The organism is Nocardioides sp. (assembly GCF_030150155.1).
Taxonomy (GTDB): domain Bacteria; phylum Actinomycetota; class Actinomycetes; order Propionibacteriales; family Nocardioidaceae; genus Nocardioides.
In genome coordinates this window covers 38,248-50,687 of record NZ_JASLGR010000036.1, presented here as the reverse complement: position 1 = coordinate 50,687, position 12,440 = coordinate 38,248, and the positions used below count along the sequence as shown (strand labels likewise).

11 protein-coding genes are annotated in these 12,440 nt (G+C 71.7%); 1 reads left to right on the top strand and 10 read right to left on the bottom strand.

Annotation, left to right across the window (positions count from 1 at the left end; all coding sequences use genetic code 11):
• Positions 1-16 precede the first annotated feature (16 nt).
• Complete coding sequence (locus tag Q1V88_RS11760; RefSeq protein ID WP_300681385.1) at positions 17-1,063, top strand: LLM class flavin-dependent oxidoreductase; 1,047 nt, start codon at positions 17-19, stop codon at positions 1,061-1,063.
• Between the two features lie 86 nt (positions 1,064-1,149).
• On the opposite strand, the gene Q1V88_RS11755 is transcribed toward Q1V88_RS11760, so the two are convergent.
• The 10 genes from Q1V88_RS11755 to Q1V88_RS11710 are packed head-to-tail and all read right to left on the bottom strand — an operon-like array spanning position 1,150 to position 12,379.
• On the bottom strand, positions 1,150-2,184 hold the full coding sequence (locus Q1V88_RS11755) for an ATP-binding cassette domain-containing protein (protein ID WP_300681384.1): 1,035 nt from the start codon (positions 2,182-2,184) through the stop codon (positions 1,150-1,152).
• The gene (locus Q1V88_RS11750; RefSeq protein ID WP_300681383.1) at positions 2,181-3,236 is read right to left on the bottom strand and encodes an ABC transporter permease; all 1,056 of its coding nucleotides are present in this window, start codon (positions 3,234-3,236) and stop codon (positions 2,181-2,183) included. Before Q1V88_RS11750 ends, Q1V88_RS11755 begins: the two co-directional genes overlap by 4 nt.
• 13 nt (positions 3,237-3,249) lie before the next feature.
• Positions 3,250-4,239 carry a sugar ABC transporter substrate-binding protein gene (locus Q1V88_RS11745; RefSeq protein ID WP_300681382.1) on the bottom strand — a complete coding sequence of 330 codons (990 nt, stop codon included), beginning with the start codon at positions 4,237-4,239 and terminating at the stop codon, positions 3,250-3,252.
• A 47-nt stretch (positions 4,240-4,286) separates the two neighbouring features.
• Positions 4,287-5,789 (bottom strand): CoA-acylating methylmalonate-semialdehyde dehydrogenase, encoded by a 1,503-nt coding sequence (locus Q1V88_RS11740; protein WP_300681381.1) that lies wholly within the window; start codon positions 5,787-5,789, stop codon positions 4,287-4,289.
• A 26-nt stretch (positions 5,790-5,815) separates the two neighbouring features.
• Positions 5,816-7,753 carry a 3D-(3,5/4)-trihydroxycyclohexane-1,2-dione acylhydrolase (decyclizing) gene (iolD, locus tag Q1V88_RS11735; RefSeq protein WP_300681380.1) on the bottom strand — a complete coding sequence of 646 codons (1,938 nt, stop codon included), beginning with the start codon at positions 7,751-7,753 and terminating at the stop codon, positions 5,816-5,818.
• Positions 7,750-8,640, bottom strand: coding sequence for a 5-deoxy-glucuronate isomerase (gene iolB / locus Q1V88_RS11730; RefSeq protein ID WP_300681379.1), 891 nt, complete (start codon positions 8,638-8,640; stop codon positions 7,750-7,752). The genes iolD and iolB overlap by 4 nt, the downstream gene beginning before the upstream one ends.
• The gene (locus Q1V88_RS11725; protein WP_300681378.1) at positions 8,637-9,533 is read right to left on the bottom strand and encodes an aldolase; all 897 of its coding nucleotides are present in this window, start codon (positions 9,531-9,533) and stop codon (positions 8,637-8,639) included. Before Q1V88_RS11725 ends, iolB begins: the two co-directional genes overlap by 4 nt.
• Complete coding sequence (gene iolC / locus Q1V88_RS11720; RefSeq protein ID WP_300681377.1) at positions 9,526-10,512, bottom strand: 5-dehydro-2-deoxygluconokinase; 987 nt, start codon at positions 10,510-10,512, stop codon at positions 9,526-9,528. Before iolC ends, Q1V88_RS11725 begins: the two co-directional genes overlap by 8 nt.
• Entirely contained in the window at positions 10,509-11,381 is an 873-nt protein-coding gene (locus tag Q1V88_RS11715) for a sugar phosphate isomerase/epimerase (protein ID WP_300681376.1), read from the bottom strand. The genes iolC and Q1V88_RS11715 overlap by 4 nt, the downstream gene beginning before the upstream one ends.
• Positions 11,378-12,379 (bottom strand): Gfo/Idh/MocA family oxidoreductase, encoded by a 1,002-nt coding sequence (locus tag Q1V88_RS11710; RefSeq protein WP_300681375.1) that lies wholly within the window; start codon positions 12,377-12,379, stop codon positions 11,378-11,380. Before Q1V88_RS11710 ends, Q1V88_RS11715 begins: the two co-directional genes overlap by 4 nt.
• Between the last annotated feature and the right edge of the window lie 61 nt (positions 12,380-12,440).

Genomic DNA, 12,440 nt, shown 5'->3' with positions numbered 1-12,440 from the left:
GGGGCGTTAGGTCTGCGTGCGTCTGTCTGTCCTCGACCTCGTCCCGGTCCGCTCCGACCAGTCCTCGGCCCAGGCGGTCGCCGCCTCGGTCTCGTTGGCGAGGACCGCCGACGAGCTGGGCTACCACCGCTACTGGGTGGCCGAGCACCACAACATGCCTGCGGTCGCGGCGACCAACCCGCCGGTCCTGATCGGGATCCTGGCCGGAGCCACCCAGCGGATCCGGGTCGGCTCGGGCGGGATGATGCTGCCCAACCATGCCCCGCTGGTCGTCGCCGAGCAGTTCGCGCTGCTGGAGGCGGCGTACCCCGGTCGGATCGACCTCGGTGTCGGGCGCGCGCCGGGCACCGATCAGGTGACCGCGTGGGCGCTGCGGCACAGCGGCCCTGCCGACGCCGACGACACCGTGAGCCGGTTCCCCGAGATCGTCGACAACCTGCAGGCGATGATGGACCCGCTCGGCGTCTCGGTCGCGGTCAACGGCCGCCGGCACGCGCTGCACGCCACCCCGGCCGCCGCCTCGGCACCGGAGCTGTGGCTGCTGGGCTCCAGCCAGTACGCCGCTGCGCTGGCCGCCCAGAAGGGGCTGCCGTACGTCTTCGCCCACCACTTCGCCTCGCAGACCACCGAGACCGGGCAGGCGCTCGAGCTCTACCGGCGGACGTACGTGCCCTCCCCGGAGCGCCCCGAGCCGCGGACCTTCCTCACCGCCAACCTGGCCGTGGCCGAGACCCGTGCCGAGGCCGAGCGGCTCGCACTGCCGCAGCTGCTCACCATGCTCCGGCTGCGCACCGGCGCCCCGCTGGCGGCCCAGCCGCTGGTGGAGGAGGCGGAGGCCACACCGATCGCGGAGGGTCAGCAGGGCCTGCTGGACGCGATGCGGCAGCGCTGGATCATCGACGACGCGGCCGGTGCTGCAGCCCGGGTGCGTGAGCTGGCCGAGCGGTTCGAGGTCGACGAGGTGATGGTCAACCCGATCACCGGTGCCGTGGCCGGCACTGACCCGGCGACCGCCCCGACCCGCGAGGAGACGCTGCGTCTGCTCAGCGGCCTGCAAAGCTGACAGCGACCCCCAGCGACACACGACAGACCAAAGACGAGTGCCGGCCGACCCCTGGATGAGCAGGGGCCGGCTGGCACTCGTCGTTGTCAGGCCTCCTCGGGCGCGATCGGCTCGTCGAGCTCGATGTCGCTGCGCTCGAGCTCATGGCTGAGCGCCTCGAGCTCGGCCCCACCGGCCATCAGGGTGATCAGCTCGTCGCGGGTGATCTGGTCCTTCTCGTACTCACCCATGCTCCGGCCGCGACGCAGCAGCAGGAAGCGGTCGCCGATCGGGTAGGCGTGGTGCGGGTTGTGGGTGATGAAGACGACCCCCAGCCCTCGCTCCCGGGCCTTGGCGATGTAGCGCAGCACCACACCCGACTGCTTGACCCCCAGGGCCGCGGTGGGCTCGTCGAGGATCAGCACCTTCGCGCCGAAGTACACCGCGCGGGCGATCGCGACACACTGCCGCTCCCCGCCCGAGAGCGTCCCGATCGGCTGGTCGACGTCGCGTAGGTCGATGCCCATCGCGAGCAGCTCGGCCTTGGTGGTCTTGCGCATGAAGTCGACGTCGAGGTGCTTGAACGGGCCCTTCCCCTTGACCGGCTCGGAGCCGAGGAAGAAGTTGCGCCACACCGGCATCAACGGCACCACGGCGAGGTCCTGGTAGACCGTCGCGATGCCCTCGCTCAACGCCTGCCGCGGGTTGGAGAAGTGCCGCGGCGTGCCGTCCACGATCAGCTCGCCCTCGCTGTGCGGGTGCGCCCCGGCCATGATCTTGATGAAGGTCGACTTGCCGGCGCCGTTGTCACCCAGCACACAGGTGACCTCACCGGCCCGGACCCGGGTGGTGATGTCGCGCAGGGCGATCACCGACCCGTAGCTCTTGCCGATCCCGTTGACCTCGATCAGGGCGGTGCCGCGCGGCGGGACGTCGGCCGAGCGGACCTTGGCCGCGGCCGCCTCCCGCTCGGCCTCGGCCTTGGCCAGGGTGGCCTTGCGGGTGGCGTACTCGCGTGCGACCTTGCCCACCCGCTTGCCGGTAGGGGAGATCCGGTCGCCGGCCAGATCGGTCGGCTGCAGGGCGGGACCGGACCGGTCCGGCTCGCCGGCCGGGGTCGGCGGCACCTGGTTGTCACTCATCGTGCGACCTCCGCTCGCTTGCGCACCCAGTTGTTGATCAGCACCGCGCCCAGCAGCATCACGCCGAGGAACGCCTTGAGCCAGTTGCTGTCCCAGCCCGAGTAGACGATGCCCTGGAACGTCATGCCGTAGATCAGGGCACCGAGCGCGGCACCGACGGCCGAGCCGAAGCCACCGGTCATCAGGCAGCCGCCGACGACGGCGCAGATGATGTAGACGAACTCGTCGCCCACACCGGTGGTGGCCTGCGCCGTGCCGGTCTGGAAGAGCGAGAGCATGCCGACCAGCCAGCCGGCGGCAGCGGTGGTCATGAAGAGTCCGACCTTCGTCGAGGCCACCGGTACGCCGACCTGGCGGGCGCTGGCCGGGGCGCCGCCGACAGCGAAGATCCAGTTCCCGGCCCGGGTCCGCATCAGGACCCAGGTGGCGATGATCGTGACGATCACCCACCACATCACCGAGATCTGCAGCTCCAGGCCGAGGAAGTTGAACGTCGAGCCGAAGTAGTTGGTCAGGTCGTAGTAGCCCGGGACGTCACGGACGCCCTGGACCGCGACCTGGCCGATGATCAGCTTGGTGACGGCGAGGTTGACGCCCTGGAGCACGAAGAACGTGCCGAGGGTGACGATGAAGCTGGGCAGGCCGGTCTTGTTGACCAGGATGCCGTTGAGCGCGCCGATGGCGAGGGCCAGGACGAGGGCCAGCACGACGGCCAGCCAGATGTTCATCCCCCAATGGGTGGTGACGATGCCGACGAAGAGACCGGTGGTGCCGGTCATGGTGCCGGCCGAGAGGTCGAACTCGCCGCCGATCATCAGCAGGGCCACGGCGACGGCCATGATCCCGAAGAGGCTGGCGCTGGCCAGCCACGTCGGAGCGCCGGCGGTGGTCATGAAGGTCGACGCCTCGATGGAGAAGAAGGCCATCACGACGATCGCCGCGACGAGTGCTCCGATCTCGGGTCGGCGCAGGATCCGGGTCACCCGACCCGACGAGGCGAGACGCTCGTCGGGCCCGGCGGCACCGGTCGGTGCAGTGGTGGTCGCTGACATCGTGCGGTACCTGTCAGCGCGTTCCGTTGGCGGCGAACTGGGCCACCTGGGCAACGTTGTCCTTGGTCACGAAGGCAGGGCCGGAGTAGACCGGCTGGCCGCCGCCGACGTCGTTGCCGTTGCGGTCCTTGAGTGCGATCACGACGAGCGGCATGTAACCCTGGACGTAGGGCTGCTGGTCGATCGCGAAGGCGATCTTGCCGCCCTCGATCGCGGTGGTGACGTCGGAGGAGACGTCGAAGGTGCCGATCGGGGCGGTTGACTTGGCCGACTCCTCGGCCTGGACGGCCGCCGTACCGACGGCGTTGTTGAGCGTCAGGATGGCGTCGACCGACTTGTCGGAGTTGAGCTTCGAGGCGATCGTCGCCTGAACGTTGGCGATGTTGGAGATGTTGACCTGGAGGTTCTCGACCTTGCCGCCGAATGCCTTCGCGGCGCCCTTGCAGCGGCTCTCCAGACCGATGTTCCCGGCCTCGTGGATGACACAGATCATGTGCTTACCGCCGAGCTCCTTGAACTTGGCGCCGGCCGCTTCGCCGGCGAGTTCCTCGGACTGGCCGATGTGGGTGATCGCCCCGAACGCCTTGGACTCCTCCAGCCCCGAGTTGATCGTGACCACCGGGATTCCGGCCTTGACCGCGTCCTGGACCGCGCCCTTCACTCCGTCGGGGTTGGCCATCGAGACGACCAGGCCGTCGACCTTCTGTGCGATCGCGTTCTCGATCAGCTGGCTCTGCTTCGTCGGGTCGGGGTCACCGTTGTACTGCATGGTGATGTTGAGGTCCTTGCCGGCCTGCGTGGCACCGGACTTCACCACGTCCCAGAACGGGTCGCCGGGGGCCGAGTGGGTCACGACGGCGACGGTCAGCTTCTTCGAGCTGTCGGTCTTCGTCGTGGACGCGCCGTTGGAGCTCGAGGAGCCCGACGGGGACTGGTTGGAGCACGCCGAGAGGGCGAGCACCGTTGCGGCGACGCCGGCGACGACGATCTTGTTGATCCTCATGGTGTGGTGCCTTTCGTGTGGTGTGGTTCTGGGCCGCAACGGCCCCATCAGGATGACGTGGGGAACGAGAAACTGGCCGCAGCGGCATGCGTCGGCTCGGGCCAACGAGATGTCACCACCTTGGCATGGGTGTAGAACGTGATGCCCTCGGGGCCGTGGATATGCGATTCTCCGAAGAGTGAGTCCTTCCATCCGCCGAACGAGTAGTAGGCCATCGGGACCGGGATCGGGACGTTGATCCCGATCATGCCGACGTGGACGTCGCGATGGAACCGACGCGCTGCAGCACCGGAGTCGGTGAAGACGGCGGTGCCGTTGCCGTAGGGGTTGGCGTTGATCAGGTCGATCGCCTCTTCGAGGGTGTCGACCCGGACCACGGCGAGCACCGGGCCGAAGACCTCTTCGCGGTACGCCGACATCGACGGGGCCACCCGATCGAGCAGCGTCGGCCCGAGGAAGTAGCCCTCCTCATGGCCGGGCACGCTCAGCTCGCGGCCGTCGACCACGGGCTCGGCACCGGCCTCGACGGAGTCGGCGATGATCCCGACCATGCGTTCGCGGGCGGCGGCGGTGATCACCGGTCCCATCTCGGAGTCGGTACGCCGACCCGGGCCGACCACCACGCTGCGGGCCTTGGCGGCCAGGGCGTCGACCAGGGCGTCGGCCTGCTCGGCGGTGCCGACGGCGACGACGGTGGAGATCGCCATGCAGCGCTCCCCGGCGGAGCCGAACCCGGCGGCGATCAGGTGGTCGGTGACGTAGTCGAGGTCGGCGTCGGGCAGCACCACGGCGTGGTTCTTCGCACCGCCCAGCGCCTGGACCCGCTTGCCGGCCTCGCTGGCACGGCGGTGCAGGGAGGAGGCGATCGGGGTGGAGCCGACGAAGGAGATCGCGGTGACGTCGGGGTGGTCGAGCAGCGCGTCGACGGCCTCCTTGTCACCGTGCACGACGTTGAAGACGCCCTCGGGCAGCCCGGCCTCGCGCCACAGCTCGGCCAGGATCAGGGCGGCCGAGGGGTCGCGCTCGCTGGGCTTGAGCACGAACGTGTTGCCGCACGCGATCGCGATCGGGAACATCCACATCGGCACCATCGCAGGGAAGTTGAACGGGGTGATGCCCGCGACCACGCCGAGCGGTTGCCGGTAGGAGAGCAGGTCCACGCCGCCGGAGACCTGGTCGGAGTAGTCGCCTTTGAGTAGCGCGGGGATGCCGCAGGCGAACTCGACCACCTCCAGGCCGCGTTGCACCTCGCCACGGGCGTCGGAGAGCACTTTGCCGTGCTCGTCGGTGATCGCCTCGGCGAGCCGGCCCATGTTCGCGGCGACCAGGTGCCGGAACGCGAACAGGATCGAGGTGCGCTTGCTCAGCGAGGTCTGCGACCAGCTGGTGAAGGCGTCACCGGCCGCGCGTACGGCGTCGGCGACATCAGCCGCGTCGGCGGCGGCGACCACGGCGGTCTGTGCGCCGGTGGCGGGGTCGTACACCGGCAGGGTGCGGCCCGAGGTGCCCTCGGCGGGGCGGCCGTCGATCCAGTGGGTGATGCTGCGCATGGTCTGTCCTGTCCTGGGTGGTCGTGTCAGTGCTCGGGGTGGCCCGGCCGGGCCGAGGGCCGCAGGTGGGGCCGCTGGCGCGCCTTGGCGGCGTCGTAGCGCTCCCGGGCGGCGCGGGTGGTGTCGAGGGTGGAGACCTCCGCGACCGGCACGTCCCACCAGGCGGTGTCGGACGGTCCGGGGATCCGCGGGTCGGTCTCGACGTGGATCACGACGGGGCCGCCGCTGATCGAGCGGGCCTGGCGCAGGGCCGAACGCAGGTCGGCGATGGTCTCGGCGCGCAGCACCGTTGCCCCGAGGCTGGCGGCGTTGGCGGCCAGGTCGACCGGCAGCCGGTCGCCGTCGAGTCGACCGGTCGAGGTCTGGCGGCGCCGGTAGTTGGTGCCGAAACGCTGGGAGCCGAGCGACTCCGAGAGTGCGCCGATGGAGGCGAAGCCGTGGTTCTGCACCAGCACCACGGTGAGCTTGATCCCCTCCTGCACGCAGGTGACCAGCTCCGAGCTCATCATCAGGTAGGAGCCGTCGCCGACCATCACCACGACCTCGCGCTCGGGCGCGGCCATCGCGACGCCCAGGCCGCCGGGGATCTCGTAGCCCATGCAGGAGTAGCCGTACTCGACGTGGTAGCCCTTCGGGTCCACGGTGCGCCACAGCCGGTGCAGGTCGCCGGGCATCGATCCGGCGGCGCAGACCACGACGTCGTGCGGGGCCATCGACTCGTTGACCGCGACCAGCACCTCGGTCTGGGAGGGGAGCGGGGCGTGGCCCGCGGTCGCGGCGGTCGCGATCTCGGCCTCCCAGGCGGCCCGGGAGGCGGCGATCTGCTCGCTGCGGTCGGGGCGCTGGCTTCCAGAGGCGCCGGACCGCTCAGCGATCCCGGCGGTCAGGGCGCGCAGCCCCTGACGGGCATCGGCGACCAGGGAGATCGCCGACAGCTTGTGCGTGTCGAAGCCGGCCACGTTGAGGTTGAGGAAGCGGACCTCGGGGTGGGCGAAGAGGGTCATCGACGCGGTGGTGAAGTCGGAGTAGCGGGTGCCGATGCCGATCACCAGGTCGGCCTCGGCGGCCAGGGCGTTGGCGGTGGGTGTGCCGGTGTGTCCGATCGCCCCGACGGCCAGCGGGTGGTCGTCGCCGAGGGCCCCGCGGCCCGCCTGGGTCTCGGCCACGGGGATCCCGGTGGCCTCGACGAACGCCCGCAGGTCGTCCGAGGCCCCGCTGTAGAGGGCCCCGCCGCCGGCGATGATCAGCGGCGTGCGCGACGTACGGATCGCCTCCAGGGCTGCGGCGAGGACCGCCGGCTCGGGCTCGGGGCGTGCCACGTGCCAGACCCGGCGCTCGAACAGCTCCTCGGGCCACTCGTGGGCCTCGGCCTGGACGTCCTGGGGCAGCGCCAGCGTGACCGCACCGGTCTCGACCGGGTCGGTGAGCACCCGCATCGCCTGGAGCAGCGCCGCGGGCAGCTGCTCGGGCCGCGAGATCCGGTCGAAGAACCGCGAGACCGGCCGGAAGGCGTCGTTGACCGAGACGTCGTTGCTGGTGGGCAGCTCCAGCTCCTGGAGCACCGAGCCGCTGGCCCGGGTGGCGAAGACGTCGCCGGGCAGGAGCAGCACCGGGATCCGGTTGATGGTGGCCAGCGCGGCGCCGGTGACCATGTTGGTCGCGCCGGGGCCGACCGAGGCGGTCACTGCGAGGGTGGAGAGCCGGTCGCGGGTCCGGGCGAAGCCAACGGCAGCGTGCACCATCGCCTGCTCGTTGCGTCCGGTCCAGTACGGCAGGTCGCCGGCCGAGCCGGGCTCGGCCGCGATCTCGGACTCCAGTAGTGCCTCGCCGATCCCGGCCAGGTTGCCGTGGCCGAAGATCCCGAAGCAGCCCTCGATCAGACGCTGTTCGACGCCGTCGCGCTCGCTGTACTGGACCGACAGGAAGCGCACGATCGCCTGGGCGACGGTGAGGCGGACGGTCATCGCTGCTCCTCAGGGTGCTGGGGGTGCTGGGTGTGCTGGGTGTGCTCGGTGAACGGGAGCCGCGGATCGATCTCCTGGTCGGCCCAGGTCTCGCGGATCCAGGTGTGGTCGGGGTCGTCGCAGATCAGCCAGGAGCGCTGCGGTCCGGCCATCACGTTGAGGTAGTAGAGGTCGTAGCCCGGCGCCGCCATCGTCGGCCCGTGCCAGCCGGCCGGGATGGTGACGACGTCGCCGTGCCGGACCTCGGCGGTCAGGTCGGTCGCGCCGTAGACCCGCTGGTAGGCGGGGCCGCCCCCGGCCACCTCGTAGTAGTAGATCTCCTCCAGGGCGGTCTCCTCGCCGGGACGCTCCTGGTCGTGCTTGTGCGGCGGGTACGACGACCAGTTGCCGCCCGGGGTGAGCACCTCCACCACGATCAGGTTCGCCGCGGCGAAGGTGGACTCGGTGACGATGTTGTTCACCTGGCGCGAGCACCGGCCGGCGCCACGCAGCTCCACCTCGGTCGCGCTGGCGGGGGAGTAGCGCGCCTCCAGGCGTTCGGTGCACTGCGCCGAGGGCAGCGCGAACCGGCCGCCCTCGACCGAGGTCAGCGTGGCCAGCGCATCGCGCGGGACGTAGACGACGTCGGTGGTCGGGCCGAAGACCCCGCTGCGGCCGATCAGGTCGAAGACCACCGGGCCGGGGACGACGGCGTCGCTGTGGGCCGGGCTGACGGTGACCGTGGCCGCGCCGGCCAGGGGGAGGACCAGCCACTCGGCGCCCTCGGTGGGCCAGGTGTGGGAGCCGCCGGGGGCGAGCTCGACGATCTCGAGACCGGCGTAGGACCATCCGGCGGTGGCGGGGTCGACCTTGCCCGGGGAGGTGAGGTGGCGGGCCGGGGCGCTCACAGCAGTCCCACCGCAGCGTCGACGGCGGCGGCGACGTCACCGTCGCCGGGGTAGAGCAGGGCGCGGCCCACGATCATCCCGAAGACGCTCGGGCACGCGGCGGCGGCACGCCAGCGCTCCAGGGTCGCCGGGTCGTCGAGGTTGGTCTCGCCGCCGAGCAGCAGGATCGGCAGGCTGGTCGAGGCGGCCACCCGCTCCATCTCCTCGACGACGGGCAGCTTGAGCCAGGTCCGTGCCGAGGTCCGGCCCAGCCCGGCAGCGACGGTCGCCGAGCGGATCACCGCCTCGGTGGAGAGGTCGTTGCCGATCCGGCCGTCGACACGGTGGGAGACGAACGGCTCCACCATCGCCATCAGGTCGTGGTCGGCCAGGTCGGAGACCGCCTCGGCACAGGCCTGCAGGGTGGGTGCGGTGGCCCGGTCCTCGGGGTCGATCCGGAGCAGCATCTTGCCGCCGTCGTAGCCCATTGCCGCGATCGTCTCGGCGTCGTAGCCGGTCATCCGGTCGTCGATCTCGAAGACGGTCCCGGCCAGGCCGCCGCGGTTCATCGAGCCGAGCACGACCTTGTCGTCCAGGGCTCCCATCAGGAGCAGGTCCTCGACCACGTCGGGGGTGCCGAGGAAGCCGTCCACGCCCGGGCGGGACAGAGCCGTGGCGACCCGGCTGAGCAGCTCCCCGCGGTCGGCCATCGCGAGCGGGTCCGAGCCGACCCGCAACGCGCCCCGGGCGGGGTGGTCGGCGGCGAGCAGCATCAGTCGCCCGCTGGACCCGATCAAGGTCGTACGCCGTCGCCGGGCCGCCGCGGCACGGCTGATCGCGTCGGGGTCGTGGGCACGGATCGAGGCGAGCTCGGCGATCAGGTCGCGGGCGGGAAGCCCGAGCAGGTCAGACATGGGTCGACTCCTGGGGGTCGGGGTGGGGCGTCGGGGTGGTCGCGAGCAGGGCCTCAACCTCGGCGCTGGTCGGCATCGCCTCCGAGCACGACAGCCGCGAGGCGACGATCGCCCCGGCGGTGTTGGCGAAGCGGAGGGTCTGCTCCAGTGGCCAGCCGGCGAGCAGGCCGTGGCACAGCGCTCCGCCGAAGGCGTCGCCGGCACCGAGGCCGTTGACCACCTCGACGGGGGTCGGGGGCACCACGGTGGTGGTCTCGCCCTGGCGGCCGAGCACCCCGGCGGGGCCCTGCTTGACCACGGCCAGGTCGAGTCCGGCGGCCAGCAGTGCGGCGGCGGCGCGGTCCGGGGCGGTCTCGCCGATCGCGACCTCGCACTCCTCGCGGTTGCCGACCGCGACCGTCGCCCAGCGCAGCGCCTCCCGGGCGGCGCTGGTGGCCTCGGCGGCCGAGGACCAGAACATCGGGCGGTAGTCGAGGTCGATGACGGTGGTGGCACCGGGGTTGCGGGTGGCGCGTGCCTCCAGGGCCGCCAGGGTGGCCGACCGGCTGGGCTGCTGGCACAGCCCGGTCAGGGTGACCCAGAAGATCCGGGCCTCGGCGATGGTGTCGAGGTCGAGCTCGTCGGCTCGCAGCTGCAGGTCAGGTGCGGTCGGGGTCCGGTAGAAGTAGAGCGGGAAGTCGTCGGGCGGGTGGATCTCGCACAGGGTGATCGGGGTCGGCCAGACCGGGTCCGTGCCGACGTACCGCGGATCGACGCCGAAGCCGGTGAGCGCGGTCCTGACGTAGTCGCCGAACGGGTCGGCACCGGTCTTCGTGATCACGGCGCTGCGGCGGCCGTAGCGGGCGGCGGCGATCGCCACGTTGGTCGGGCTGCCGCCGAGGAAGCGGGCGAAGCGGGGCACGTCGGCGAGCCCGACCCCGATCTCCTCGGGGTAGAGGTCGATCCCGACCCGGCCCATGGTGAGGACGTCGAGCGTCATCGGCCCAGACCGTTCAGGAACTCCAGGCTGGCCCGGACGTCGCTCAGCGGGCCTTCGCCGGTGGGTGCCTCGGTGAGGATGGTGTCCTGCTCCATCACGTACCAGCCCTGGTAGCCGGCGGCGCTGAGCGCTGCCACGATGCCGGCGATGTCGACGTCGCCGGAGCCCAGCGGCACGTACATCCCGGCCCGGACCGCGTCGGTGTAGGTCAGCTCGCCGCTGCGGACCCGGGCGGCCAGGTCGGCGCGGACGTCCTTGAGGTGGGCGTGCTTGATCCGGGTGGGCACCCGGCGGACCAGGTCGAGCGGGTCGGTGCCGCCGACGAGCAGGTGGCCGGTGTCCAGGGTGAGGCCGATGCTGCTGCCCTCGACCACCCGGTCGACCTCCGCGGCCGTCTCGACCATCGTGCCGACGTGGGGGTGCAGGGTGGCCTCGATGCCGTGCTCGGCGGCCACCGCCGCGAGCCGGTCCAGGTTGGTCAGCAGGGTGGCCCAGCCGGTCTCGTCGAGCACCGGCCGGTCGTCGTACCCGTCGCTGCCCGAGGCCGCGGCCAGGACCAGGGAGGTCGCTCCGGCGGCGACGAAGTGCGCCAGGGTGGCGGTGATGTCGGGCACCGGGTCGTGGTCGGGGTCGAAGAGCACGACCGGGACGAAGCCGCCGACGGCGCTCATCCCGTGCTCGGTGAGCAGGGCGGCCGCCGCGGTCGGGTCGGCCGGCAGGAAGCCGTCGGGGCCGAACTCGGTGGCGGCCACGCCGAGCGCGCTCATCTCGGTCAGGACGCGGTCGGGGGAGAGCTGGTAGCCCCAGCCCGGCACCTCGCACACGCCCCAGCTGATCGGGGCGGCGGCGATCCGCAGCCCGGTGCTCATCGGCGCACCTCGTCGATGGTGACCCGGCGGCCCTCGACCCGCGACAGCGTCGCGGCCTCGGCCACGAGCAGTGCCTCCAGGGCCTCGTCGACGGTGCACGGCGACGTGCTCCGACCGGCGGCGACGTCGATGAAGGCGTTCATCTCCGCGCGGTAGGCGGGGGTGAACCGCTCCCAGAAGGAGGGGTGCGCGCCGCCGTCGGGGAAGGTGGTGCCGGGCTCGGCCGAGAGCAGGGCGGCGTGGTCGTCGAGACCGACGGCGAGGGTGCCGCGGGTGCCGGCCAGCTCCATCCGGACGTCGTACCCACCGCCGTTGTAGCGACTGCCCTGGACGGTCACGAGGGTGCCGTCGTCGAGGGTGAGCAGGCAGGCGGTCTCGTCCACGTCGCCGGCTTCGGCGAAGAAGGCGGCACCGCGGTTGGCGCCCCACGCGATCACGTCCACGACCTCGCGGCCGCTGACCCAGCGCAGGATGTCGAAGTCGTGGATCAGGCAGTCGCGGTAGATCCCGCCGCTGGTCGGGATGTACGACGCGTGCGGCGGGGCCGGGTCGGCGGTGACGGCGTGCACGCGGCGGAGCTCGCCGATCGACCCGTCGGCGACGGCAGCGCGGGCGGCGGCGTAGCCGGCATCGAAGCGGCGCTGGAAGCCGATCTGCACCTGGACCCCGGCGCGCTCAACGGCCTCGCGGACCGCGCGGGTCTCGGCCAGGCTGAGGGCGACCGGCTTCTCGCAGAAGACCGGGATCCCGGCCTCGGCCCCGGCGGTGATCAACTCGGCGTGGGAGCCGGTGCCGCTGGCGATCACGAGGGCGTCGATGCCGCTGCTCAGGACGCCGTCGACGCCCGTTGCGGACTCGACGCCGAGGGTGGCGGCGGCCTCGTCGGCGCGGGCCTGGTCCATGTCGCCGAGGACCAGGGAGCCGACCGCGGGGTGGGCGGCGACCACTGCCGCGTGGGAGGTCCCGATCCGGCCGACTCCGAGGAAACCGATGCGCATCTGCGGCCCGTCGGCGGGCGATGATGTGTGCTGTGTCACATCGGCTATCGAACTCTCCCTG

Bases quoted from the DNA above. Each gene is read 5' to 3' on its own strand.
- Q1V88_RS11755 (WP_300681384.1), bottom strand. From the start codon at position 2,184: ATGAGTGACAACCAGGTGCCGCCGACCCCGGCCGGCGAGCCGGACCGG.
- Q1V88_RS11750 (WP_300681383.1), bottom strand. From the start codon at position 3,236: ATGTCAGCGACCACCACTGCACCGACCGGTGCCGCCGGGCCCGACGAG.
- Q1V88_RS11745 (WP_300681382.1), bottom strand. From the start codon at position 4,239: ATGAGGATCAACAAGATCGTCGTCGCCGGCGTCGCCGCAACGGTGCTC.
- Q1V88_RS11740 (WP_300681381.1), bottom strand. From the start codon at position 5,789: ATGCGCAGCATCACCCACTGGATCGACGGCCGCCCCGCCGAGGGCACC.
- iolD (WP_300681380.1), bottom strand. From the start codon at position 7,753: ATGACCGTCCGCCTCACCGTCGCCCAGGCGATCGTGCGCTTCCTGTCG.
- Q1V88_RS11725 (WP_300681378.1), bottom strand. From the start codon at position 9,533: ATGTCTGACCTGCTCGGGCTTCCCGCCCGCGACCTGATCGCCGAGCTC.
- iolC (WP_300681377.1), bottom strand. From the start codon at position 10,512: ATGACGCTCGACGTCCTCACCATGGGCCGGGTCGGGATCGACCTCTAC.
- Q1V88_RS11715 (WP_300681376.1), bottom strand. From the start codon at position 11,381: ATGAGCACCGGGCTGCGGATCGCCGCCGCCCCGATCAGCTGGGGCGTG.
- Q1V88_RS11710 (WP_300681375.1), bottom strand. From the start codon at position 12,379: ATGCGCATCGGTTTCCTCGGAGTCGGCCGGATCGGGACCTCCCACGCG.